Raw genomic sequence first — 23,715 nt, 5'->3', positions numbered from 1 at the left:
ATTGTTTTTACTGATCTAACATACTGATTTCAATTTATTAAATTTATATATTACAAAAAATAAAAGTGATGATAAAAATATTCTATAAGGATAAATAGTCCCCAAAGAAATTTTAGGTCTATGGATATATTTCTATTCAAATATTCTTATTAATTATCAGCTTTTGACTATTACTTATGTCAGGCCATCTGTATCGTGATGACCGTGACTTTCCTAGACTACTATAAAGCTTACTCCTCTTTGACCGTCAACCCCGATCTTCTTAAATATTCATCTAATCGATTACCATGGCTACCATTAATAATAGATGCAAACTGATACTCTAAGAATGGTACTTGCCTTGTGGTCAAATCAGGAAGAGGTAAGGTCGCACGATAGCCATCAACATCAACAAACATTTTTTCATATACAGGAGATTGACCATAATAGACTGTGAAAAATACTCTTGTTGCATTTCGGTCTGGATGATCTACTGCCCAAGGTTCATTAAATGATGTATTACGTTCATCTCGACTACGGACAATTCTTAGATTAACATCATTTTTATATGTAAATACCCCTAAACTATCAAAGTACAACCACTCAAAAGAATTACCTTCTCTTAAAATATTTAAGATATCCTGATATTTCATAATAGTTCCTAATTTATTAAATTGAATATTGGATATGAGATTGAAATTTTTTATTTAAAGGAGACTATAAAACTTTCATAAATACTAATTGTAACCAAATAATTTTTATAAATTTATCTTGATTTATGTACCTATCATACCAATAAATATAGTTCATGACATATTATAAGGTAAAAACATGGAAATTGAATTAACAGATAAAGAGCGCTTATTCTTAGCAAATCAATATGAAATTTTAGGTACATTAAAAGATGATGATGTCTTACTGAGATTATCAGACCAACTTAGAAATGGCCACAAATGGCTATATGATCAAACTTTCGAATCTTTATATCCAAATTTAGAGGATGAACAAGCAGATCTAGTCGTTGATATTCTAGATCTCTACGATACTATTCATCATAGTTATGAACGGCTAATTGATAAATCTGGTATCTCTCAACAAGATACAAGATTTGGAGGATTTGATGGGAATAGTGAATATCAGCTGATCGGTTTCGTGGATGCATTGAAAAAAGATGATCGTTTTGTTGATATCATTGAGCAAGGTATTCGAAACTCTCACTCTAGAAAAGCTCACATATATAAAATGATGATTGAACGTTGGAAGACCTTAGGGCAACCATATGAATTATCAAAAGAACAAATTATAGAAATCCTTGGTAAATAATCTCAATAGTAGTTGTTTCTAGAGTTCTCATTAAGCTTTTGACCTTTATTCTTTGCTTCTATGATTATATGTCAGGTCATCGATTGGATGGACCTGACCTTTTCCCGATATCCATGCATCTTGCTAGTCTATTCTAGTGATGTTTATTATTCGCGTTGTTAGTGATAGAAGAAAAAGATAATGAGAAATAGCACTAGAAATTTTATCTCTTTGAAAAGTTGAGTTTTCTTTTCTATTTTTTTCCTTTATTCTCAAGTTAACCTTTCACTTATTTCTTTTTCAGTAATGACCCCACCTAAAGTCTTTATTAGTTATGCCCATGCAGATAAAAAACTAGCAGATGATATTTTAGAGTTTTCTAACTATCTTCGTTTTAGAGGTATTGATGCTGAAATTGATCAATATGAAGAGGCTCCTCCCCAAGGTTGGCCTTTATGGATGGCTTCACAAATAGATCAGGCTGATTTCGTTTTAATTCTAGGAACTCAAACCTATTATGAAAGAAGTAAAGAGTTTGTACAAGATCCTAAAAGTGGATTAGGTTCAAAATGGGAAACATTACATATTCTTCAAAAAGTTTATGAAAATGCCTTTAATAATACTAAATATATTCCCATATATTTTGGAAAAGAAAATAGTGAATATATATTAGATTCATTGAAACCCTATACTCACTACGATATAAGCAACCCTAATTTAAAAGAAAAGTTAGTCAAAAGATTATTGGGACAAAGTGCTTCAATTAGGCCAGAACTAGGACAACAACCCAATAATATTGAAGATAATTTACCTCTTCAACCTCGATCACGAAAAAATCTTTTCATTACTAATTTGATCAATTTAGAACTCTGGGATAAGGCACATTGGTGCGGAGTAGCATTTAGTTTTGGTTACGATGAAAATAAAGAAGAATTTGCTATAATTGGTTTAGGTTTCAGGAAACCTAAAATAGGAAAACAAATCTTTGACGAATTAAATAAAAATCTTGGCAATAATGATATTAAAAACCATATAAGGCTTACTATTATAAGAGATATAGATCCTTTAAATCCTTTTCACTATAAAATGCTTATAGGTCCTAATGAGGAGTATCTAAATGAAATGTCTGCCAGAATTAAGTCTCAAGAACCTAGTATAGACTTAAGCGATGAATCAACAGTCTTCATGGGAATAAATAGGGTTTTAGAGTTACATCCTAAAAATGGCGATAATGTTAAAAAGTTTATAGAAGTGTTCAATGAAAAAAAATTTTTTTATTTGACTAATATGAAAGAAAAATTGGATTTAAACACGAACCCTTCTTTATATTCTTCGCAATTAAAACTTGATATACCTGAGGAACATATTGACTTAGAAAATGCAATTATAAAAAAAGATATAAATATTAAAACATTAAGCGAACTAAAAGCAGAGAATCCTAAAAGCCTTGATCATGCGGCTTTACATACTATTGATACTCGTAAACTTAGAAAAAAACTAATCACTTTTAAGAGCTTGAAGGAAAAGAAATCTGTCGAGAAAAGGAAACGTAAAGCAAAAGAGGTAAAAAAAACAAAGAAACAAAAAAAGAAATAGGATAGGTCTTATTTATTTTCTTAAAATTAGAAAGCTAAAATGTTTTAAAATTATATAAAAGTCCAAAGTTTCTGTAGTTATGTGAAAGTTTTTGACTGCCATAAAACTATAACTGAAGACACTTATTCTAGCTTCTCTGGCAAGGAAGAAGTTATCTCCACTATGTAAAAGATCAAAGCCCAGTCTAATAAGATTGGGCTTAAAATCCATCAAATAAAGATTTTAATTAAATAAAAATCACTATTACTTGATATATTTTAATTTTATAAATTATTCCCTAATCTTTTAAAGAATTACTTATTAACTCCTTTGCTGCATGATAAGATTCACTTGATAAAATAAAACTTTTACAAAAAAAAGAATATTTAGACTTTCTATTCATAAGCCCCTCTAATCTTTCAATTGATTCAATGATTTTATTTAATTGATTTTTTTTTGTAGTAGCCGTTTCCTTAAGGCTATATACTTTTAAAGCTTCAGATAAGTCATCTTCGTACTGACAAAATTGAACTAATAACTCAGAATATGGACGATAAAGCCTAGTACCTTGAAGACCGCATACTTCTATTGTTCTCACCCCTATTTCATCCTTTCCAATTATCCTCATAAAGCTAACGGCTAAATGTTCTTCTGGGTTATTAATATAAGGATTAATAATAACTTTTTCTTTTGTGTCATGCGCATCTTTTGCACTATTGCATTTACGACAGCAAGGTAAAAGATTTTCCCATAAAAAAGTTTCATGAGGGTAAGAAGATTTAGGATGAAAATGTTCAACCTCTATATTTCCATTATCTTCTGGAAAACCTTCACAAAAGGCACATTTCCGATAAGCACTTTCAAAAAGAATATCTTTAATATCTTGATGGCGATAATGTTTTATAGCTGCATTTTTTAGTTTTAGAGGGATTTTTTCATAAGTTCCATACTCCTTAACTAATTCCAATAAATTATTAGTCCATTCTTCCGCCTTATCTTGTAAAATTTGAGGTACATTGGTAGGTCTTTCTAGTTTAATCATTGACTAACTCCAGTGAAGCAAGCCGAATCTCTAATACCTGTACAATAGTGTCATTAGAATGCGCGATATCTTTTAATCTTTGAATTAAGCCTATTAATTCAGCTTTATTCCGTTGCTCGTATGCATCTAATGCCTGATTAACTAATTGCTCATAATCTTTGTTATTTAAGCTTTTAACACCCATAACATCTTCTAAAATCTGATCAGTATTCCAACCAGAATAACGCTTACTACTTGGAGTAAACTCATACTCCATTACATCATTTGTTCTAGTCATAACTATAACCTCACCTTCTTTTGCAGAAGAAAGTAAATGAGGTGAGTGTGTTGTTACGATAAATTGTAAGTTTTGAAAAATAGCTTCTAAACCGTCCCTAATACTAAACTGCCATTCAGGATGCAAATGTAGATCTAACTCATCTATTAAAACAGTTCCAACAGCTTTTTGGATATCTTTATGACCTATAGGGTTAGTCGCTTCAATCCACTCAATAATATTTGCAATAATAGAAAATATTGCTTGAAACCCCGCAGAAAGCTCCTCTAAATAACATTCTTGACCATAAAGTGAAAAAATTGGTTCAAGATCCCTTTCGGTTCTTATGTACTTAAAGTCACTATCAAAAGGAGCAAGCTTTGGAAGATTTTCCATTAAAACATTCCAATTTAATTTCTCTTCTACAGCCCACTCTTTGTCAATAAAAAAATATCTATTAATAAACCATTGCTTCACATTACTACTATTGCTTTCTAGACTATGACTCCGATATTTCTGAACAGACTGCTGTACGTCCTCCTCCCTACGAGCCCCTTCTATTCTCTGATAATCTATTGATCGTTTAGTCCCCAGAAATAAAGGCATAATTTCATTATTATTAGGAGTAATTATTGAATAGTTTTTATCTACTCCACTAACATCCACCTCAGGTGTTGTCCAATTATCCAAACTATTTTGACGATAAGTATTTCTGCTATTAAATGAATTTTTTCCTAGTCCCGAGAAAATTATTTTATCTTCCATTTCTATCTGAACATAGAAACTTGTATTGTTATTTAATCGACTAGAACTCCAATCATAAGATAGACAATGATGGATACCTGTAAGTATCCCACTTTTACCACATCCATTTGGGCCTGTAATGAAGTTAAAATTTTTTCCAAAAGTCATAGATATTTTTGAGAACTGTCTAAAATTTTCGGCATGAAATGCTCTTAGATAATAATTAATCATTCAATTTCCAAGAAAATAAAATTTTTATAGGAGAAACCTATATTTTTTAAAATATTATATTGAAGTTCTACTTACAAGCTTTTTAAAAAGCAACTATTAGGTGAAAAAGTTGAATCTATAAACTTACAGAATAGTTCATAAGGTGGATCACTTGATAAATAATAATCTATTTATAATAGTATTCCTTTTTCATTTGTATTCTCTGATCGTAGAGAATTCAAACATCAATCGCTCGGAGAGCAGAGAATACAAATGCGGAAAATATTTTCCGCATTAGAAATATCAAAATTCCTTTGAAAATTATGAAAAAATAGTAAAATTTAGGGGGAGAAATTCATATAAAAGAAAAAATAAATCACGTACTCCTCATTTTACTCCTCCCTATCTACAAAAATTTGATCAAGTTGAACTCACTGTATTTCTATTTGAAGGTAAAAAACAAAACAACGGTACTAGCTTATCTTCAGCAATAGCTCTACGCTTTAATCAAGGTCCACTACGGTATTCTGTGGAATGCATTATTTTTCTTCAATTTTCTGTTTACGGTCTATCAACTCTAAGTCGGAAAAGATATGGTCTGGTGATGGTCTATCATTAGTTATGCCTATTATTTTTCTTCTACTTAGCCATTATCGATTTACAAGAAATTTTGGTATCCACCAACCTACTCCTTTAATTTTCAACGTCTTAGTAACAGTACCACGGTCTCCTTGAATCCATTGAGCTTCTTATCAACTAATACACTCAATACATTGTTTTTATTATAAAAAATATAGTAACTTGCTCGTACTTGTAATCAGTAGGTCCACAGTTCGAATCCGTGTGCCGGCACCATCATTAAACCTCATGAATATTTGATTTATGGGGTTTTTTGTTGTCTGTAGGTTTTGGAATAGACCTTTTGACTGTGCCGCCTTAGGTGGTAAAGAAATTCGTTAATAAGAAATGAAAAAAGCCCAACATCCTGTTGGGCTTTTTTCGTATTTCGTTACTAGATACACTTCCTGTAATACCTCACGTCCTGATGCTTAAACTTATTATTGTTGTTTTACGTTTCGGAACTTCCTGTTCCTGATGAGTTCATCATAGGCAATTCATCACGTCATAAAAAGACGCCAATTTCCCGAATGTATGTACGAAAAAGCGTACATGGTTCTTTTAAATTTAAAACTTGATTTACTATCATTGAAATAAAAATATGAATTTATAAACAAGTTCTGTTCGTCAATTAAATAAGAAGACGATATAATGAGATTATTACTTTATTTCTAAAATAAATTTAAAATAACAAGGAACGAGATGTTTACTTTGCCATCAAATATTTTTCAGCCCTTAGCGCTCATACTCGCCTGCCTTATTTTCATTGTAAGTAAAATGCCGCAGCTAAAATATAGAAAAACTATATTATTTCTAGCTATTGGTAGCCTTACTTTAGTGATTATTTTAGGGATATTTGGCTTTTTTAATTAAGCTTTATTTCTTGCTCTTCTCTATCATTTTTTCAAAATGTTTAAGGTTTGGGTTCAACGTATCCCATGCATAGGCTTGGCTCACAAACACCTCTGCTCTAGGCTGATAGAGACTCGGGTCATCCAAAGTACCTGCACGTATTGAAATCATTTCAGGCGCAATTTCAGGTAAGCCAAAAAGCTGAGAACCACACGTCGGGCAAAACGCTCTTTTAATAGCTCGGCCAGAAGATCCCAAAGTCTCAAAATATTTCAGCTCACCACTTACTTTCAATTCAGATTGGTGAAAAAAAGCAATTGGTGCATATGCCGAACCTGTGGCCTTTTGGCAATCCCGACAGTGGCAATTAAAGCTATAACGTGGTTCTGCTTCACTTTGGTAGCTCACAGCTCCACATAAACACGATCCTTGATATTTGGCTGACATAGCTCATCCTATTTTTTTATTGCTGTGATTTGAATATAACGTACATATCCATTTTGGTAGAGTTGTTGGCATAACTTTGCAGTCATTTGAATTTTAAAATTTGCCAATCCTCGGCTTTGCTTTTGTCCTTGTTGATTTTGAATATATTGCGAAAAACCGAGTAACACTTGCTCAGATAAATCTTCAATTTGAATATCGACAAAACCTTGTTGTTCCAAGGTAGTTCTCAGCATTTTTTCATTTGGCACAGCATCCCAAGCGACATTTGCTGCTTTGAGTAAATAACGATGCTTTTGTTCTTGTAGAGCGGTCATGTTTTGACATGAATCGGCACGCATTAGATAGTGAAAACCTAATCGTCCTTTTGAATTTAAAACTGGAGCGATGGAATCTAGAAATGAATTTAAATTGCTGTGATAAGCGGCATCAATACACATCACCACATCGAAGCATTGTTTAAATTCAAATTGTTTTAAATTTAAAAATGAACCACAAAAAATCTGGCTTATTTCGGGAATAAGTTTTTGAATTTTATGAACACATTGGGCTTGTAAGTCAACTGCACTGAGGCTTTTAGGCTGATAATGCTGTAACCAGTGCAACAAACTTGCACCCTGTCCGCATCCTAAATCTAAGAGATAATCTTTTGAATTTAAATTGACAGCTTGTGCCAAATGGTCAGCCAATTGGCAACAAGCTTCACGGTAGTTTTGAGTGTTTTTCCAAAAACCCAAATTTGTCCAAGCAAGCTCTTGATCATCCCCTAAACTTGATGCATCAATTGCATATTTATGAGGAATAAATCGAGAGAGAGCTGCTCGAACTTTTGTTTTCACAATTTTAGTAGCCGAGTTCTGGGGCAACTTCCACCTTAGGTTTTAAGCCTACAAATGGTAAAGGTGCACCTAAAATTTCAGCAATATGCATGGCAGAAGTAACTGCTGACTCTAAAATTGGCAAGCCATCGCACGACCATGAACCACAGTAGAATACTTTACGGTTTGGGTCTAAATGACGTTGTTGCAATTCTTTGTTTAAAGCAACTGTTTGTGAGTCTACAACCGCACGCGTTAAAGTCACTTTTGAAATAACTTTTTTAGGGTCGATATCAACCACTGGACGCCAAGTCTGGAATACAGGATTTTTACCTACGAGTGTTGGTTCAACCGCATTCATCCAAACTGTAAATTGCTGACGCGTAAACTTACGGTCCATCATGTAGCTCAGCACTGACCAGTCCTTACGGCGTGGTGGCATAACGGTCGCATCGGTATGAATCACAAGATCACCTTGTTCAAAGCGGAATTGCTTAAGCAAGTTCATATCTTCTGCAAACTGTTCAGGGTTTAAAAACTCATCAATTTTAGACGTTGGCGTTGCAACAATTACTCGATCAAATAAGTTCTGTTCACCTTGGCTGTTTTCAACCAGTACTTTTTCGCCTTGTTGCTCAACTTTCTTAATTGCCGATCCGCTATGGATATCGATGCCTTTAATCAAGCTATCTACAAATGCTGGTGTGCCACCTTTCATGCGCAACAACATGTCGCCATCAGTTAAGTGACGTAAAAACTCAAGTAAGTTTTTTGCAGGCCAATCGCCAATTGTTTTTGGATTACACGTACAAATTGTATAAAGTACCGGCATGACCACACCATGCCAGAATACTTCCTCAATATCGTTCTGATTAATAAATTCAGCGAGGGTAATATCTTGATTTTTAGATTTGAAAAACTGGTGAATCGCAGTTTTTAATTGCAACATCCCTTTCACAAGACGCCAGCCATATTGCTGAATGCCTTTACGGTTATTAATAATCGGGAAATTACCAATACGGCTACGAGATGTCGTTAACCATGTTTCCGTACGATCTTCGAATAACCAGCTACATGACATATAAGTACGAACTGGGAAAGTTTTAATGCCTAAATGAGCAGCAAGGCTGAGTGTATTTTTCCATAAGTGAGGATTCATCACACGTAGCGGTGCATCAATAATTCCACCATCGAACTCAATGCTATGGCTATCCATTCCCCGGCCAGGAAGTGCTTCAAATATCGTGATCGTATGCCCTGCATCTTTCAGAATTCTTGCTGCCGCAAGCCCTGCCATTCCACTGCCAATAATTGCGATATTCAAAATGATGTCCCATTTTTCGAGAATTTTTTTGATTATCACTCATACCCCAAAAAAACACCGTATTAAAAACTACCAGATTTTTATTTTTTGCATCAATTTATATAGAAAATATTTAGCTGCTAAGCAGATCAAGTTTTTATATTTTTTTACAAAATCAGAGAAGCCGATAAAACCTTATATTTTTTGAAAATTTAAAAAAAATCTTTTAAATAAAATAAGATAATTTAACTATTTTTATATCATTTGTTTTACAAGAATCTTTTTTTAATATATTATTAAGTCATAATAATGAGAAGCAAATCACATAAAACAATGCCGCAACAACAATGAAAACCATCATAAAAACAGAATCTTTACAGCGAAAAAGCCCGCTATTCACACTTGATAGCGGGCTTTTTATTACTTTGTTTTTAGAGGTTATTCAAATGCAATTCGGCAATTTATGCTTCTTGCATGATTGAACCGAATTTTCCACGATTAAAATCATTAATCGCTTCCATAATCTCAGCTTTGGTATTCATGACGAATGGACCATAACCTTCGATTGGTTCATTGAGTGGTTGTCCAGTCAACACTAAGAATTTAGTGTCTTCTTCTGCATTTAAACTAAACTCAACACCCTCACGAGATAAAATCGCAACGGTTTTACCTTCCAGACGATTTGCATCATTAACCACAACCGCGCCATCTAATATTACAACAAGCGTGGTGTGACCTTCAGGTACATAGAGGGTATGTTTTTGGGCTTTAACCAATTTACCGTCCCATACATTTAATGGACTAAATGTAGTTGCAGCACCTTTTGCATCTGCATATTCACCTGCAATTACGCGCAAATGACTACCTTGTTCGTCTAGTGCAATGTCTGGAATATCTTTAGCTTCAATCGCTTGGTATTTTCCAGGCGTCATTTTTGAATGAGCAGGTAAATTTACCCACAATTGTACCATTTCAAACAGACCACCATGCTCTGCAAATTCAGGAGAATGGAACTCTTCATGCAACACGCCTGCACCCGCAGTCATCCATTGCACATCACCAGTTTTAATGGTTCCGCCGCCGCCGCTTGAATCTTTATGAGTTACTTCACCTTGGTAGGCGATGGTCACTGTCTCAAAGCCACGGTGAGGATGTGAACCTACACCTTGCTGTTCAGTTGTTGGCGAGAATGTATAAGGCGCTGCATAATCGAGTAGCAAAAATGGGCTTAGGGTTTGGCCTAAACGGTCATAAGAGAATAGGTTATATACAGGGAAACCATCACCCACCCAATGCATGTGGTTATTTTGATATGCACCAAGAAATTTCTTCATCTGATCTCTCCTATATATGTAGGATTTTCTTGAACTGGTATTGATTTTACGCCTCAATAATTGCAGTTTATAGATCAGGATTAGCAACACATTATTTCATCTATGAGACAATCATAGAATTTAATGTGCTCTTTTTAAGATCGTCCTATTTTTAAAATTCTTAATCCTATTTTTTAGACTTAATCACGACATAAAACTCAACTAGCATAATTTTAGGCAATAACGACCTACTCAATAATTTTTGATTATTTATTTTGATAACACGAGGACATAAAAAATGGCTCAAGATTACGTGCGTTTAGACAAGGATAATGCTGCGGTTCTTTTAGTTGACCATCAAGCAGGTTTACTTTCTTTAGTTCGAGATATCGACCCAGATAAATTTAAAAACAATGTATTAGCACTTGCTGATGCTGCTAAATATTTTAATTTACCAACTATTCTTACCACTAGTTTTGAAAACGGTCCAAATGGTCCTTTAGTTCCAGAATTAAAAGAACTTTTCCCAGATGCACCTTTTATTCCACGTCCTGGTCAAATTAACGCTTGGGACAATGAAGACTTCGTAAAAGCTGTCAAAGCGACAGGTAAAAAACAACTGATTATTGCAGGGGTAGTGACTGAGGTTTGTGTGGCATTCCCAGCTTTATCTGCACTCGCAGAAGGTTTTGAAGTGTTTGTGATTACAGATGCTTCTGGTACTTTCAACGAATTAACGCGTGATGCTGCTTGGGACCGTATGTCAAAAGCAGGTGCTCAGCTGATGACTTGGTTTGGTATGGCGTGTGAGTTACACCGCGACTGGCGTAATGATGTGGAAGGTCTAGGTGCACTCTTCTCAAATCATATTCCTGATTATCGCAACCTGATGACCAGCTATAGCTTTAATACCTCACAAAAATAAGTTCTATTGCCAAGATTAGAGTGCCTTAAGCGCTCTAATCTTAAATTTAAATGGATTGATCGGACATTGATAAGCTCTTTTGATGATTTTTATTATTTTTATTTGGTCGTAAAACACGGCGGTTTTAGTGCGGCTAGTGAAGCCGAAAATATTAGTAAATCTAAGCTCAGCCGACGCATTATTGACCTTGAAAATAAATTTAATGTCAGCCTGATTCAAAGAACAACCCGCCATTTTAAAGTGACCGATCTAGGCCAAGAGTTCTATGAAGAATGCTGCAAAGTCATTGCTCAAGTTGAATGTGCAGAAAACGTTTTGTTAAAGCAAAAAAGTGAACCTCAAGGGTTAGTAAAAGTAAGCTGCCCACCTTTAATGATGCATTTTCAAATTAGAAAAATTTTAAATCAGTTTTTAAAAACCTATCCAAAAGTTGAGATTGCTCTTGAGTTGACCAGCCGTCGGGTAGATATTTTGCATGATGATATCGATCTCGCGATTCGGACCAATTTTGAACCAAATGAAGATTCAAATTTAATTGTTCGTGATGTGATTAAAACCGATCACTGTCTAGTGGCTTCGCCTGAATTACTGCAAGGCCGTATTATTGAGCATTATTCAGAATTACAGGACTTTCCAAGTATTAGCTTAGGTACTCAAAAACAAAACCCTATTTGGCATTTATGCAATATTCGTAACGGCGAATCGGTTGATGTGCCTTATCAACCACGAATCAAAAGTAATGACTTGGCAGGTGTCTACTATGCTGTGATGGACGGTTTAGGCATTGCCGACCTTCCCTTTTTAACTGTTGAATCGGAAATTCGTAAAGGCACACTTGTTCATATTCTTCCTGACTGGAAGTCAAATATTGGCATGCTTCAACTGGTTTATGTGTCTAGAAAAGGCCAACGCCTTGTGGTCGAAAAACTCATTGAAACACTGATTGATGAACTTAGGCGTTTACCCGAAAGCCATGAAGGATATCTGCCAACTTAAATAAAAACCGGTCATGAATGGGCATGACCGGTTTTTTGTGAAACATCACATACAGCATAACTGTATGTTTTCGTTAAGAACAAAACGAACTCGCTTTATTCCTTACTCAGATAAGTCTACGCAAAGGTATTTCATCTCGACATATTCTTCGATGCCGAATTTTGAACCTTCACGGCCTAGACCTGATTGTTTTACGCCACCAAACGGAGCAACTTCATTTGAAATTGCACCTGTGTTAATGCCGACCATACCGTACTCAAGTGCTTCACCCACACGCCATTGACGCGCTGTACTTTGAGTAAATAAATAAGCAGCTAAACCGAACTCGGTATCGTTCGCCATTGCCACTGCTTCATCTTCAGTTTTAAAGCGGAATAGCGGTGCAAGCGGACCAAAAGTTTCTTCTTTAGACACTTTCATGTCTTGCGTTACGCCAGTTAACACAGTCGGTTCAAAGAATGTACCGCCAAGTGCTGAACGCTGACCACCAATACGAATTGTCGCGCCTTTCTCAGTTGCATCTGCAATATGAGACTGAACTTTTGCAATCGCATCTTCATCAATTAAAGGCCCTTGAGTTGAACCTTCTTGACGGCCATCGCCAACTTTAAGCTTAGACACAGCTTCAACCAAACGGTCTGCCAAAGCATCGTAAATGCCATCTTGAACATAAATACGGTTAGCGCAAACACAAGTCTGACCACTGTTGCGATATTTACTTGCCATAATGCCCTGAACAGCTTGTTCAAGGTTAGCATCGTCAAATACCACAACTGGTGCATTACCACCGAGTTCAAGTGAAAGCTTTTTAATGGTTGGCGCACATTGTTGCATCAAAATACGACCAACTTGGGTTGAACCTGTGAAGCTTAACTTACGAACAATATCGCTTTCGCATAGGGTTTTGCCGACTTCAACCGCATCACCACTAATGTTAATTAAAACATCTGCTGGTAAACCTGCCTGTAACGCCAATACTTCAAGTGCATAGGCAGTTAACGGCGTTTGCTCTGCTGGTTTAACCAACATTGAACAACCCGCAGCAATCGCTGGACCTGCTTTACGCGTAATCATGGCAGCAGGGAAGTTCCACGGCGTAATTGCAGCAGTAACACCAATTGCTTGTTTAATCACGAGCAGACGTTGGTTTGGCAACGTAGGTGTTAAAACTTCACCATCAATACGACGCGCTTGCTCGGCAAACCAGCGAATAAATGATGCTGCATAACCAATTTCACCACGTGCTTCTGCCAATGGTTTACCTTGTTCAGCCGTTAAAATCTGTGCCAGATTTTCTTTGTGCTCTAGCATGAGGTTGTACCATGCCAATAGCACATCAGCACGCGCCAAGGCAGTTTGCTTTTTCCAAGCAGCTTGCGCTTTTGCCGAACGGTTAATTGCGGCTTCAACCCCTGCACGGTCATAGGTTTTCACCCATGCCAAAGTTTCACCCGTAGCAGCATCATTCACCTCGATATAGTCATTTGATGCAGGTGCTTCTAATGAAATATCAGGATGTTTTAATAAATACTGCAAATTATTTTGAATCATGCAGATTGCTCCATTGCTTTTGCACTACCTGCTTTTAGAGTTGCAAAACCTTGTTTCAAGATATCAAGACCTTGGCGGAATTGTTCAGCAGGAATGGTTAATGGATATAAGAAACGAATTACATTACCGTATTTACCACAAGTAAGAAGTAACAACCCGTTTTCCATTGCATAGTTTTGTACAACTTTTGCTTGTTCAGCCGTTTCAAGCTCTACTGCAACCATTGAACCTAAAGCACGAATATCAGTTACGACGTCGCCTGTTGCTTGTTGAATATCTTTAAGGGTAGCAACCAACTCTGCACCTAATTCATTTGCACGGTCGCATAAGTTTTCTTCTTCAATCGCATCAATTACCGCGTGCGCAGCTGCAACCGCAATCGGGCTACCTGCGTATGTACCGCCTAGACCACCTGGGTTTGGTGCATCCATCACTTCTGCACGGCCTACAACACCCGAAATAGGGAAACCGCCACCTAAGCTTTTCGCCATCGTGATAAGGTCTGCTTTAGTCTCGTAATAGTTCATTGCAAACAATTTACCAGTACGCGCAAAACCAGATTGAACTTCGTCAGCCACAAGTAAAATGCCGTGCTTATCGCAAATTGCGCGTAAACGTTTTAAGAACTCAGCTGGTACCACATTGAAACCGCCTTCACCTTGTACTGGCTCAAGTACAATTGCTGCAACATCATGCGGTGCAATATCTTCACTGAAAATATCTTCAACGCTTTCGATCGCTGCATCTACTGAAATACCTTTAGCAGGTACAGGGTAACGTGCGTGGAATACACCCGCTGGCATTACACCGAAATCACGTTTGTAAGGTGCGGTTTTACCTGTCATTGCCATAGTCATAAATGAACGACCGTGGAAACCGTTACCAAAAGTAATAATGCCGTGACGACCTGTATAAGAGCGAGCAATCTTCACCGCATTTTCAACTGCTTCTGCACCTGTTGTGAAAAACGCTGACTTCGCAGGACCAGCAATTGGCGCACGCTCATTAATACGTTCAGCCAAAGCCACATAGCTTTCATAAGGTGTTACTTGATAGGCAGTGTGCGTAAATTTAGTAAGTTGTTCAGTTACTGCTGCAATCACTTTAGGGTGGCGATGGCCCGTATTTAAAACCGCGATACCACCAGCAAAGTCGATAAATTGGTTGCCTTCCTTGTCCCAAAGCGTGGCATTTTCAGCTTTTTCCGCATACCACTGACACATCACGCCTACACCACGTGGAGTTGCTTGCTGTTTACGTGCGTTAAGTGCAGAATGTTGATTATCCATTTGATTCCCTCATATTTTCATCATCAGTTGCAGCTTTGGTTTTTTGCATCCTGTGCTTAATTTTCAGGGTGCTTTACAACGACTGCCTATGCATGTAATTTCGCTCGTCTGATGCCAACTGACGAGAGCCACTTTTTAACTGTAGGAGAGAGCCAATTGCGTAGTTTACTTGGAGATCATTTGCTGCAACGACTCCAACAGGACACTGAAGGGAAACTACATCAACGCCTTTTCCGTTGCCTGCGTGGTGCGATTATTGATGGAGTCATCCAGCCCAAGACTCGTCTACCTGCGTCACGCGACTTAGCCAGTGAAATTCATGTTTCAAGAAATACAGTGCTTAGTGCCTATGAACAGCTACAAGCTGAAGGCTACTTAGAAGCACGGACAGGACATGGCACATGGGTTGCCGAAAAATTACCAGAGAGTTTTTTAAATACACAGAACAAGAAAAAAGTGGTTTCTAGCCCGAAAGTTCAAAGCTCTTATGCGCTGTCACAGCGTGGTTCTAACTTATTAGGCTATGCAGCAGCATCGCCACACCAATGGGGTGCTTTTGTGCCGGGAGCACCCGATGTGACCGAGTTCCCACATCATATTTTTAGTCGTATTCAAGCACGCTTAAGCCGCGAACCCGATATTAATCGCCTGATTTATAGCAATGCAGGTGGATGTATAGAGCTTCGAAGTGCGTTGGCAGATTACTTGCGTGTTGCACGTTCAGTTCAGTGCGATGCAGACCAGATTATTATTACCGAAGGCATTCACCAAGCTATTGATTTAGTCTCGCGTGCGCTCAGTGATATGGGTGATAAAATCTGGATTGAAGATCCTGCTTATTGGGGAATGCGTAATACGTTACGAATTAATGGCCTTGATATTCAACCAATGCCTGTCGATGCTGAAGGCATTATTCCTGAGGAAAATCCGGCCAAGCCTCCTAAACTCATTTTTGTCACGCCTTCACACCAATATCCGCTTGGCTCTCATTTAAGCCTAAACCGCCGACGTAAACTGATTGAGATTGCACGTCAGCATAATAGCTGGATTGTAGAAGATGACTATGACAGTGAGTTCCGTTTCTCGGGTCAGCCTTATCCCTCTTTACAAGGTTTAGAAAATGATGCGCCTGTGCTGTACATGGGCACGTTTAGTAAAACTATTTATCCATCCTTAAGAATTGGATATCTAGTGGTGCCTAAGCCGTTATTTTCACCATTACGCATTGTAGCAGCCGAGCTTTATCGTGGTGGACACTTGCTTGAGCAAAAAGCCCTCGCTGAATTTATTCGTGAAGGCCATTATGAAGCGCATATTCGCCGTATGCGCCTACTCTATGGCAAGCGCCGCGACTACTTGGTGAGCTTAATTCAACGTTATCTTGGTCCCGAATTTATTCATGAATATGATGAAGCGGCAGGGTTACATCTGGTTTTAAAACTACCGAACTCTTGCGATGATGTCGCGATTGCAGCCACAGCGCTTGAACGTGGTGTCAAAGTTCGTCCTCTTTCACAGTACTACATGCAGTCGCATGCACATGCAGAGCGCGGGCTGTTGATGGGCTTTGCCTGTGTAAATGAAAAAGATATGGTGATGGCTTTTGGCGTCTTGCTCCAATGCTTACGTGAAGCAGGCGTACCTACGCTAAATTAACTTTCACCTGTTATTAAAACAAATAAAAAAGAGCCTGTTTGTAAGGCTCTTTTTTATTTAAAAATTTAAACTAACTTTTCTTCATGACTATGAGTTAAATGGGTCGCTCGACGATCTTTACCCCAACCTAGCTTTTCAGACAACAAACCGAAGAACACAATAATCCCGAACAGCGCTGTGGTGTAAATCACTTCTTTAAAATAGGTGCCTTCAATCAACATGGTAAGAATTGCACCAATAATTGCAAAGATCACCACATAAGTTAGATAAGGAAACATCCACATTTTAAAGTCGATTTTCACGCCTTCAGCTTCTAACTTTTTACGCATACGAAGCTGAGAATAAGCAATAGTCAGATATACATAGAGTGTGGCTGCACCTGTTGTTAGCATGAAAAAGTCATAAACATTCATACTCTCGGTTGCAGTTAAAACTACCGCAATTACAGAGAAGAAACATGACACAATCACACCCACCCAAGGACTGCTTTTACTGTTTACAGAGCCCAAACTTTTCGGTGCATCACCACGTTTAGCTAAAGAGAACAACATACGTGAACACGTATAAAGTGCTGAGTTAAAACAGCTACATACCGAGGTTAGAACTACAAAGTTTACGATATGGCGTGCGCCTGGAATACCAAGTGCAGACAGAGTTACGCTATAGGTTCCCCAAGTTGAATCTTTCAAAAGTTCATTGTTGTGGGGAATTAAACATACCGCCACAAACATTGAACCAACGTAGAATAAAATAATTCGCCAAACCACCGAGTTTGATGCTTTACGAATTTCTTTCGATGGGTTTGCCGACTCTGCTGCCGCTACCGTAACAATTTCAGCACCAATGTAGGCAAACATGACCCCAAGCAAGGCTGTGATAACGGATGAGCCGCCATTTGGCATAAAGCCTTGAGAGGTTAAATTACTAATACCAGAAGCAGCCGGATTACCCCAAGGCCACAAATGCATGATCGCTAAACTACCAATCACAAGAAAAATAACAATCGCGATGACTTTGATGAGGGCAAACCAAAACTCAAATTCACCATAGTTTTTCACGTTTTGTAAATTAACGACAACCAGTGCGCCAATCACCACGACCATATAGACCCAGATCGGTATAAACGGGAACCAATTGTTTAGAATTTTACCTGCCACATAGGCTTCCCACCCCATGAGCATGGCCAGAGTACACCAGTACAACCAACCAATTGAAAACCCTGCCCAACGGCCAATCGCACGGTCAGCATAAGTTGAAAAAGAGCCACTATCAGGGTTTAAAACGGCCATCTCGCCTAACATACGCATGATGAACCAAACAAGTAGACCACCTAAAGCGTAAGTTAAGAAAACTACAGGTCCAGTATTGTAAATAATACTGCCTGAGCCGACGAATAGAGAACCACCAATAACCCCTGCAATCGAGATCATGGTCAGGTGGCGTGATTTGAGTCCATGTTTTAAACTTTGGGAGTGATTGGCTTCAGAACCATTTTGATGAGCTGCCATATCATTTTCCTTAATATATGGAGGATATCGGCTAGTCTCGGAAATCCTCCGAAGCCAAAAAATATCCCCTAAAAATTTAGCCGTTCTGCCCAATTCCTAAATCAGAAAATTCACTGAGCTTATCCGGCGCTTCCGTATGCATACTTCCAATAGCTTTAATTTGTCGTTTCGACACTCAAGAAACGAGAGCCATTTTTGTAATAAAAGAGAGAGCCAATTGCAAAATTTATACGCAAAATTGGCCCTTTTTGTAGGGGATGCTGGTAAATGGCTTTTAGTTTTTATTTTAATCAGATTGAAATTCTTTAGTTTTGTTCAGAAATTAATAATGCCTTTGTGCCTGTTTCCAACGCTCTAAATATATGTTTCTGGTCAGCTGGATAACAAATATAATCTCCAACACCAAGCTCAACAGCTTCATCAATTAAGCCCACCAAAGCTTTACCTTCAACCACAATAATATGCTCCACAGAACCAACTGGATGCGGCTCTGAAAGACGGTCTTCGCCTGGTTCAACAATTAGTAAATAAACATCTCGGCGCGCATGTGGCGGACAAGTCGCTAACAAAATTGCTTTGTAGTTGGCAATCTCAGAACTCACTGTTGGCCCATCGCCACAGCGAATCACTTGCACCTGATTACTCGGCTCTTCCATCAACCTTGCAAATGGAATATTGAGCGCAACACAAAGTGCCCATAAGGTTTCAATGCTAGGGTTACCTTGCCCTGCCTCTAATTGTGACAATGTAGATTTAGCAACACCTGCACGACGAGCAACCTCTGCCAATGAAAGCCCTGCTCTTTGACGTTCACGCGTTAAACCTTTGGCAATAATTTCAATTGGCTGAGACATTCACCACATCCGTTCTATAAAAAAAACGATCGTTCGTTTTGACAAAACAATCAGACTTATTCATTATAATGGAAAATCGTTCGTTATATCATGCTATGTCCACATACTCTCTGATTAAAAAACTTAGTAAAGACACTACCCGTTCGATTTTCTTTGTGTGTCTAGCGACGAGTGTCGTTGGTATGTCTTTAGGTTCACTCGCTGCAAGTTATGGCTTAGCGCTCTGGATCCCGCTTTGTCTATCCGTGTTTGTGCTCGCAGGAACTGCTGAATTTATCTTTATTGGCTTCTTGGCTGTAGGTGGTAGCCCAATTGCAGCTGCGATTGCAGGACTACTCGTCAATTTAAGACATCTACCTTTTGGTATCGCGGTCAATGAACTAATCCGTGGCAAATATTCTCGATATTTCGGGGCTCATATCATGAACGATGAAAGCGTTTTGTTTGGCATGGCACAGCCCGATTTTGAAACAAAAAAAGCCGCTTACTGGTTATGTGGTATATGCATTATGCTGAGTTGGCCACTGGGTGTAACGGTGGGTTATTTTATTGGAAGTGCTATTCCAGACCCTAAAACATTCGGCTTAGATGCCATTTTCCCCGCGATTTTAATTGCACTTACTTTTAATGCTTTAAAGAATAAAACCACTCGAAAAGCTGTATTTGCCGGATCAACTTTAGCGCTGATCACCACACCTTTTTTGGCCTCAGGACTTCCAATTCTGATTTCACTTTTTGGCTTGATATTTGGTAGAAAGAAATGAGTCAACAATTACTAATTATTTTAGGTATAGGCTTGCTAGCACTTGGAACGTATGGGATTCGTTTCGCTGGTTTTCACTTGGGTGCCAAGTTCTCTTTTTCTGAAAAATACCAAGTTTTACTCTCAAACGGTGCGACTGTTTTGCTCTGTGCGATTGCAGTGACGACAACATTTTTTGAAGGTCAACATTTCGCAGGTTTTGCACGAATATTTGGCGTTGGCTTAGCACTGTTCTTGGTTTGGAAAAAAGTACCGCTGTTATTAGTGATTTGCTTGGCAGCTGCCGGCACGTCACTTATACGTTTGCTTGGAATTGAGTAATAAAAAAGGCGAGATAAACTCGCCTTTTTTGAAACTTTGATTAGAACGGTAAATCGTCGTCTAAATCAGCTGGTGCAGAAGCTGGTTGTTGCGGAGCTTTAGGCGCAAAACCACCAGCTTGAGGGTTGCTTCCACCATTACCGAAACCACCTTGGTTACCATAACCACCGCTGTTTTGGCCATAGCCACCACCTTGGTTGTTATTGTTTTGATAACCATTACCACCTTGTTGAGGTGCGTTAAAACGTGGTTGATTAAAATCATTACCACCAGCGAAACCTTGTTCACCTTGTTGACGAGCATCTAACATTTGCATCTGGTCGCCACGGATTTCTGTAGTGTAACGCTCTTGGCCATTTTGGTCTGTCCACTGACGTGTACGTAGTGAACCTTCAATATAAACCTTAGAACCTTTACGCAAGAACTGCTGAGCAATTTCCCCTAAACGGTTATGCAAAACAATACGGTGCCATTCTGTTTGTTCTTTACGTTCACCGGTATTTTTATCAGTCCAAGCTTCACTTGTCGCGATTGAAAATTGGGTCAACGAGCCCCCATTTGGAAAAGTTTTTGTTTCAGGATCACGACCCAAAGTACCAACCAAAATAACCTTATTTACACCACGCATTAGCTGTCTTCATCCTATACATTTCTATGTTTTACTTTATAAGAGTTATGCTTAAATGGCTACCTCTTTACCGAACAACTGCGTTAAATCACGTCGCGCAGCATCATCTAGAGACTGTTTATCGACTTTAATATAAGCAACTTGCTGATCAGGCATCACCACAACTTCTTCGATACCACGAATTGCCAATAGCTGTGTGGTCCACTCATTCACCTGTTGCACTTGCGGCAATGGCAACACAATCGATGACAAATACCGCGGCTGAGCTAAACCAAAACTAATTAGCAACCATATTATAGCAATCCCTGCTAAGACACTCCATCCAATCGCAGTATTATGTAACATCAATAATTGACCACCTAGTGTGCCACCAAAAAAAGCGCCTAAAAACTGACTACTGGCATTTACACCCATAGCCGTTGCTTTTGACTGGATTGGAGCAGACTTCGACAACCAAGAAGGCAATAAAGCCTCCATCACATTAAATGCAATAAAGAAAATTCCTAGGCCAGCAAGCAAAACATATTTTGACTGATAACCAAATATGAGCAGCAGCAAACCTGCAATAATGCCTGTAATTGCTGTTAAGAAAATCCCGCGCATTTTGCGATATTTTTCAGCAATGATGATGCTTGGAAATGCAAAGAACAGGCTAATGACTAACAGCGGCAAATACACCAAACCATGACTTGCTAAAGGAATATGTGCAAACTCGATGAGCTGTGAAGGCACATAAATAAACATGGCGGTCAGTAATAAATGCAGTGCAAAAACCGAAACGTGTAATCGGTTTAAATCACCCATTTGAATGACTTGCTTAAGCTGTGCCATGTAGCCTTGCTGATAATTACGATGATGGCGAGTGACTTTAGGCACAAGCAATAACATCGCAATCGCAATCAAGCCCATAATGGTTGTCACAAAGAACAAACCAGAAATGCCGACAAGGCTTGTGAGCCAAGGCCCAAGGCTAAAAGCGACCACAAAAGACAGACCAATACTCATGCCCATGGCAGCCATGGCCTTAGTACGCTGCTCTTCACGTGTCACATCGGCTAAAAGCGCCATCACGACCGCTGAAACTGCACCAGCACCAGCAATAGCACGGCCAATAATTACGCCATAAATCGTGTCAGATAAACCAGCAATTGCACCACCAATCGCAAACAGTAATAGGCCAAAGACCACAAGCGGTTTACGACTAAAACGGTCTGCCAGTAAGCTAAATGGAATTTGCAAAATCGCCTGACTTAAGCCGTAGACACCTACAGCCAAACCAATGAGTGCTGGAGTCGCATATTGATATGACTGCCCAACTACAGAAAAGACAGGAATAATCATGAACAAGCCCAACATGCGTAGTGCAAAAATACTACTTAAGGCAAAAGTTGAGCGACGTTCCAAAGCATTCATCATATCAATACACGTTATCAAACTAGGTAAATTATAAGCCGATTCGTTTCTAAAAATACGGAACACCTTATTTAAAATAACGATTTGGGCTTAAAAAAATAAAGAGGCGTTTAGCCTCTTCATTCTATCGAACTTTACTGAAAATTAGCTTAAGGCGATTGTTGCTCGCGCTTTGAATATTGAATTGAAGCAATAACCGCCCAAACAATAAACGCTACACCAATTAAACCAGTAACAACTTCAGGTACATGTACGCCTGTACCACTTGCAATCATAATGAATGCTAAAGCACCGATCGCATAATGCGCGCCATGTTCCAAGAACACATAAGCGTCTAGCGTGCCTTTTTCTACAAGGTAAACTGTCATTGAACGGACAAAAATAGCACCGATTGCAAGACCCAGCATAATCACGACAACGTCGCTAGTAATTGCAAAAGCACCGATTACACCATCAAAACTGAATGATGCATCTAACACTTCAAGATATAAGAAACCACCTAAACCTGCTTTCACCACACCAGAGGCTGCACCCGAGCCATCTTGTAATACAGCATTACCATTTTCATCAATTTCAGGCTCACCACCTAACAAATGACTTAATACTTCAACGCCAATATAAACCACAATGCCCCAAATACCAGCCATGGTGACTGCTAAACGTTGGTGGTCATCTACGTAACCTGCCATCACAATGAGAGCAATCAAAGCAATAAACACAGACATTGCCGGTACGCTTGCTAAACTAGAAAGTTTAGTTTCAAGCCATCTAAACCAATGGGTTTCTTTTTCATCATCGAAGAAGAAGTTTAAGAACACCAATAATAAGAATGTTCCACCAAAAGCCGAAATTTCAGCGTGGTGTGCCATTAAACGTTCAGAATAAGTTTTCGGATCATTAAGTGCCAATTTAGCTACTTCAATAACACCCATATCTGCAGTCACTGCAACAATTACAACAGGGAAAACTAAACGCATACCAAAAACGGCGATTAAAATACCTACCGTTAAAAAGATCATTTTCCAGAACGGGTCCCAATTACGTAGAACCGATGCATTTACGACAGCGTTGTCAAAAGATAAAGAGACTTCCATTACAGCTAAAATGGCTGTAATGGTTAAAGCTTTAAGCATGGTAGACACGCCCGCTTCAGGTCCATGGGTAAAACCCCAATACGCGGATAGTGCTAAACACACCACCGTAAAAAATATCGAAAATCGGAAATGCTTCATGGATCAGACCTATACCAAGAATAAATTTAATCTTTCTTAAAAAACCGCCGCTATTATATCGATAATTAACCACAAAACGATGTTGTTTTGTGCCGTTATTCCCGTTACTTTATCTCTCTGTTT

General features: G+C 38.3%; 21 protein-coding genes. 7 read left to right on the top strand and 14 right to left on the bottom strand.

Annotated elements, in window-relative coordinates; translation table 11 throughout:
* Positions 1 to 230 precede the first annotated feature (230 nt).
* Positions 231 to 632, bottom strand: a complete 402-nt coding sequence (locus KIP84_RS01090; protein ID WP_150967275.1) for a hypothetical protein — start codon at positions 630 to 632, stop codon at positions 231 to 233.
* Positions 633 to 810: 178 nt separating this feature from the next.
* Here KIP84_RS01090 and KIP84_RS01085 point away from each other — a divergent pair, with 178 nt between their 5' ends.
* Complete coding sequence (locus tag KIP84_RS01085; RefSeq protein ID WP_150967273.1) at positions 811 to 1,302, top strand: YfbU family protein; 492 nt, start codon at positions 811 to 813, stop codon at positions 1,300 to 1,302.
* A gap of 285 nt (positions 1,303 to 1,587) precedes the next feature.
* Positions 1,588 to 2,877: an SEFIR domain-containing protein gene (locus KIP84_RS01080; protein WP_213689169.1), complete on the top strand. Its 1,290-nt coding sequence runs from the start codon at positions 1,588 to 1,590 to the stop codon at positions 2,875 to 2,877.
* 277 nt (positions 2,878 to 3,154) lie between these two features.
* Here the strand turns inward: KIP84_RS01080 and KIP84_RS01075 are convergent, their stop codons facing one another.
* From KIP84_RS01075 to KIP84_RS01050, 6 genes are all read right to left on the bottom strand, one after another.
* On the bottom strand, positions 3,155 to 3,898 hold the full coding sequence (locus KIP84_RS01075; protein ID WP_150967269.1) for a hypothetical protein: 744 nt from the start codon (positions 3,896 to 3,898) through the stop codon (positions 3,155 to 3,157).
* A complete protein-coding gene (locus KIP84_RS01070) occupies positions 3,891 to 5,129 on the bottom strand; it encodes an AAA family ATPase (protein WP_213689168.1) in 1,239 nt (412 codons plus the stop codon). Before KIP84_RS01070 ends, KIP84_RS01075 begins: the two co-directional genes overlap by 8 nt.
* A gap of 1,473 nt (positions 5,130 to 6,602) precedes the next feature.
* Positions 6,603 to 7,025, bottom strand: coding sequence for a GFA family protein (locus tag KIP84_RS01065; protein WP_005066916.1), 423 nt, complete (start codon positions 7,023 to 7,025; stop codon positions 6,603 to 6,605).
* 8 nt (positions 7,026 to 7,033) lie between these two features.
* Complete coding sequence (locus tag KIP84_RS01060; RefSeq protein WP_032057187.1) at positions 7,034 to 7,861, bottom strand: class I SAM-dependent methyltransferase; 828 nt, start codon at positions 7,859 to 7,861, stop codon at positions 7,034 to 7,036.
* Between the two features lie 4 nt (positions 7,862 to 7,865).
* Entirely contained in the window at positions 7,866 to 9,164 is a 1,299-nt protein-coding gene (locus tag KIP84_RS01055; RefSeq protein WP_044423929.1) for an FAD-dependent oxidoreductase, read from the bottom strand.
* A 440-nt stretch (positions 9,165 to 9,604) separates the two neighbouring features.
* Positions 9,605 to 10,477, bottom strand: coding sequence for a pirin family protein (locus KIP84_RS01050; protein WP_213689167.1), 873 nt, complete (start codon positions 10,475 to 10,477; stop codon positions 9,605 to 9,607).
* A 277-nt stretch (positions 10,478 to 10,754) separates the two neighbouring features.
* Between KIP84_RS01050 and ycaC the strand changes: the two genes are divergently transcribed.
* Together ycaC and KIP84_RS01040 are read left to right on the top strand one after the other, a co-directional pair.
* A complete protein-coding gene (gene ycaC, locus KIP84_RS01045) occupies positions 10,755 to 11,381 on the top strand; it encodes an isochorismate family cysteine hydrolase YcaC (RefSeq protein WP_002052204.1) in 627 nt (208 codons plus the stop codon).
* A 6-nt stretch (positions 11,382 to 11,387) separates the two neighbouring features.
* Positions 11,388 to 12,377, top strand: a complete 990-nt coding sequence (locus KIP84_RS01040) for a LysR substrate-binding domain-containing protein (RefSeq protein ID WP_213689166.1) — start codon at positions 11,388 to 11,390, stop codon at positions 12,375 to 12,377.
* 102 nt (positions 12,378 to 12,479) lie between these two features.
* On the opposite strand, the gene KIP84_RS01035 is transcribed toward KIP84_RS01040, so the two are convergent.
* Positions 12,480 to 13,928: an NAD-dependent succinate-semialdehyde dehydrogenase gene (locus tag KIP84_RS01035; protein WP_069030029.1), complete on the bottom strand. Its 1,449-nt coding sequence runs from the start codon at positions 13,926 to 13,928 to the stop codon at positions 12,480 to 12,482.
* Positions 13,925 to 15,217: a 4-aminobutyrate--2-oxoglutarate transaminase gene (gene gabT, locus KIP84_RS01030; protein ID WP_004705036.1), complete on the bottom strand. Its 1,293-nt coding sequence runs from the start codon at positions 15,215 to 15,217 to the stop codon at positions 13,925 to 13,927. Before gabT ends, KIP84_RS01035 begins: the two co-directional genes overlap by 4 nt.
* A 156-nt stretch (positions 15,218 to 15,373) precedes the next feature.
* Here gabT and KIP84_RS01025 point away from each other — a divergent pair, with 156 nt between their 5' ends.
* Positions 15,374 to 16,873, top strand: coding sequence for a PLP-dependent aminotransferase family protein (locus KIP84_RS01025; RefSeq protein ID WP_199964055.1), 1,500 nt, complete (start codon positions 15,374 to 15,376; stop codon positions 16,871 to 16,873).
* Between the two features lie 65 nt (positions 16,874 to 16,938).
* Here the strand turns inward: KIP84_RS01025 and KIP84_RS01020 are convergent, their stop codons facing one another.
* Together KIP84_RS01020 and KIP84_RS01015 are read right to left on the bottom strand one after the other, a co-directional pair.
* A complete protein-coding gene (locus KIP84_RS01020; protein WP_213689165.1) occupies positions 16,939 to 18,381 on the bottom strand; it encodes an amino acid permease in 1,443 nt (480 codons plus the stop codon).
* 305 nt (positions 18,382 to 18,686) lie between these two features.
* On the bottom strand, positions 18,687 to 19,235 hold the full coding sequence (locus tag KIP84_RS01015) for an XRE family transcriptional regulator (RefSeq protein ID WP_002117406.1): 549 nt from the start codon (positions 19,233 to 19,235) through the stop codon (positions 18,687 to 18,689).
* A 68-nt stretch (positions 19,236 to 19,303) separates the two neighbouring features.
* Here KIP84_RS01015 and KIP84_RS01010 point away from each other — a divergent pair, with 68 nt between their 5' ends.
* Together KIP84_RS01010 and KIP84_RS01005 are read left to right on the top strand one after the other, a co-directional pair.
* Complete coding sequence (locus tag KIP84_RS01010; protein WP_063097714.1) at positions 19,304 to 19,999, top strand: AzlC family ABC transporter permease; 696 nt, start codon at positions 19,304 to 19,306, stop codon at positions 19,997 to 19,999.
* Positions 19,996 to 20,319 (top strand): AzlD domain-containing protein, encoded by a 324-nt coding sequence (locus tag KIP84_RS01005; RefSeq protein ID WP_213689164.1) that lies wholly within the window; start codon positions 19,996 to 19,998, stop codon positions 20,317 to 20,319. Before KIP84_RS01010 ends, KIP84_RS01005 begins: the two co-directional genes overlap by 4 nt.
* A 40-nt stretch (positions 20,320 to 20,359) precedes the next feature.
* Here KIP84_RS01005 and ssb read toward each other — a convergent pair whose 3' ends face one another.
* The 3 genes from ssb to KIP84_RS00990 all read right to left on the bottom strand — a co-directional run bounded on the left by ssb (position 20,360) and on the right by KIP84_RS00990 (position 23,592).
* On the bottom strand, positions 20,360 to 20,947 hold the full coding sequence (ssb, locus tag KIP84_RS01000; RefSeq protein ID WP_005066890.1) for a single-stranded DNA-binding protein: 588 nt from the start codon (positions 20,945 to 20,947) through the stop codon (positions 20,360 to 20,362).
* Between the two features lie 51 nt (positions 20,948 to 20,998).
* Entirely contained in the window at positions 20,999 to 22,363 is a 1,365-nt protein-coding gene (locus KIP84_RS00995) for an MFS transporter (protein WP_005078603.1), read from the bottom strand.
* A gap of 146 nt (positions 22,364 to 22,509) precedes the next feature.
* On the bottom strand, positions 22,510 to 23,592 hold the full coding sequence (locus KIP84_RS00990) for a DUF475 domain-containing protein (protein ID WP_108009816.1): 1,083 nt from the start codon (positions 23,590 to 23,592) through the stop codon (positions 22,510 to 22,512).
* Between the last annotated feature and the right edge of the window lie 123 nt (positions 23,593 to 23,715).

The sequence above is a fragment of the Acinetobacter sp. BHS4 genome, from assembly GCF_018454425.1.
Taxonomy (GTDB): Bacteria; Pseudomonadota; Gammaproteobacteria; order Pseudomonadales; family Moraxellaceae; genus Acinetobacter; species Acinetobacter pittii.
The sequence above is the reverse complement of the archived record's forward strand: the minus strand, read 5'-3'. Positions and strand labels throughout refer to the sequence as shown.

Excerpts from the sequence above, each read along its gene's own strand:
- KIP84_RS01090 (WP_150967275.1), bottom strand. The coding sequence starts at position 632 with ATGAAATATCAGGATATCTTAAATATTTTAAGAGAAGGTAATTCTTTT.
- KIP84_RS01085 (WP_150967273.1), top strand. The coding sequence starts at position 811 with ATGGAAATTGAATTAACAGATAAAGAGCGCTTATTCTTAGCAAATCAA.
- KIP84_RS01080 (WP_213689169.1), top strand. The coding sequence starts at position 1,588 with ATGACCCCACCTAAAGTCTTTATTAGTTATGCCCATGCAGATAAAAAA.
- KIP84_RS01075 (WP_150967269.1), bottom strand. The coding sequence starts at position 3,898 with ATGATTAAACTAGAAAGACCTACCAATGTACCTCAAATTTTACAAGAT.
- KIP84_RS01070 (WP_213689168.1), bottom strand. The coding sequence starts at position 5,129 with ATGATTAATTATTATCTAAGAGCATTTCATGCCGAAAATTTTAGACAG.
- KIP84_RS01065 (WP_005066916.1), bottom strand. The coding sequence starts at position 7,025 with ATGTCAGCCAAATATCAAGGATCGTGTTTATGTGGAGCTGTGAGCTAC.
- KIP84_RS01050 (WP_213689167.1), bottom strand. The coding sequence starts at position 10,477 with ATGAAGAAATTTCTTGGTGCATATCAAAATAACCACATGCATTGGGTG.
- ycaC (WP_002052204.1), top strand. The coding sequence starts at position 10,755 with ATGGCTCAAGATTACGTGCGTTTAGACAAGGATAATGCTGCGGTTCTT.
- KIP84_RS01035 (WP_069030029.1), bottom strand. The coding sequence starts at position 13,928 with ATGATTCAAAATAATTTGCAGTATTTATTAAAACATCCTGATATTTCA.
- gabT (WP_004705036.1), bottom strand. The coding sequence starts at position 15,217 with ATGGATAATCAACATTCTGCACTTAACGCACGTAAACAGCAAGCAACT.
- KIP84_RS01020 (WP_213689165.1), bottom strand. The coding sequence starts at position 18,381 with ATGGCAGCTCATCAAAATGGTTCTGAAGCCAATCACTCCCAAAGTTTA.
- KIP84_RS01015 (WP_002117406.1), bottom strand. The coding sequence starts at position 19,235 with ATGTCTCAGCCAATTGAAATTATTGCCAAAGGTTTAACGCGTGAACGT.
- KIP84_RS01010 (WP_063097714.1), top strand. The coding sequence starts at position 19,304 with ATGGAAAATCGTTCGTTATATCATGCTATGTCCACATACTCTCTGATT.
- KIP84_RS01005 (WP_213689164.1), top strand. The coding sequence starts at position 19,996 with ATGAGTCAACAATTACTAATTATTTTAGGTATAGGCTTGCTAGCACTT.
- ssb (WP_005066890.1), bottom strand. The coding sequence starts at position 20,947 with ATGCGTGGTGTAAATAAGGTTATTTTGGTTGGTACTTTGGGTCGTGAT.
- KIP84_RS00995 (WP_005078603.1), bottom strand. The coding sequence starts at position 22,363 with ATGATGAATGCTTTGGAACGTCGCTCAACTTTTGCCTTAAGTAGTATT.
- KIP84_RS00990 (WP_108009816.1), bottom strand. The coding sequence starts at position 23,592 with ATGAAGCATTTCCGATTTTCGATATTTTTTACGGTGGTGTGTTTAGCA.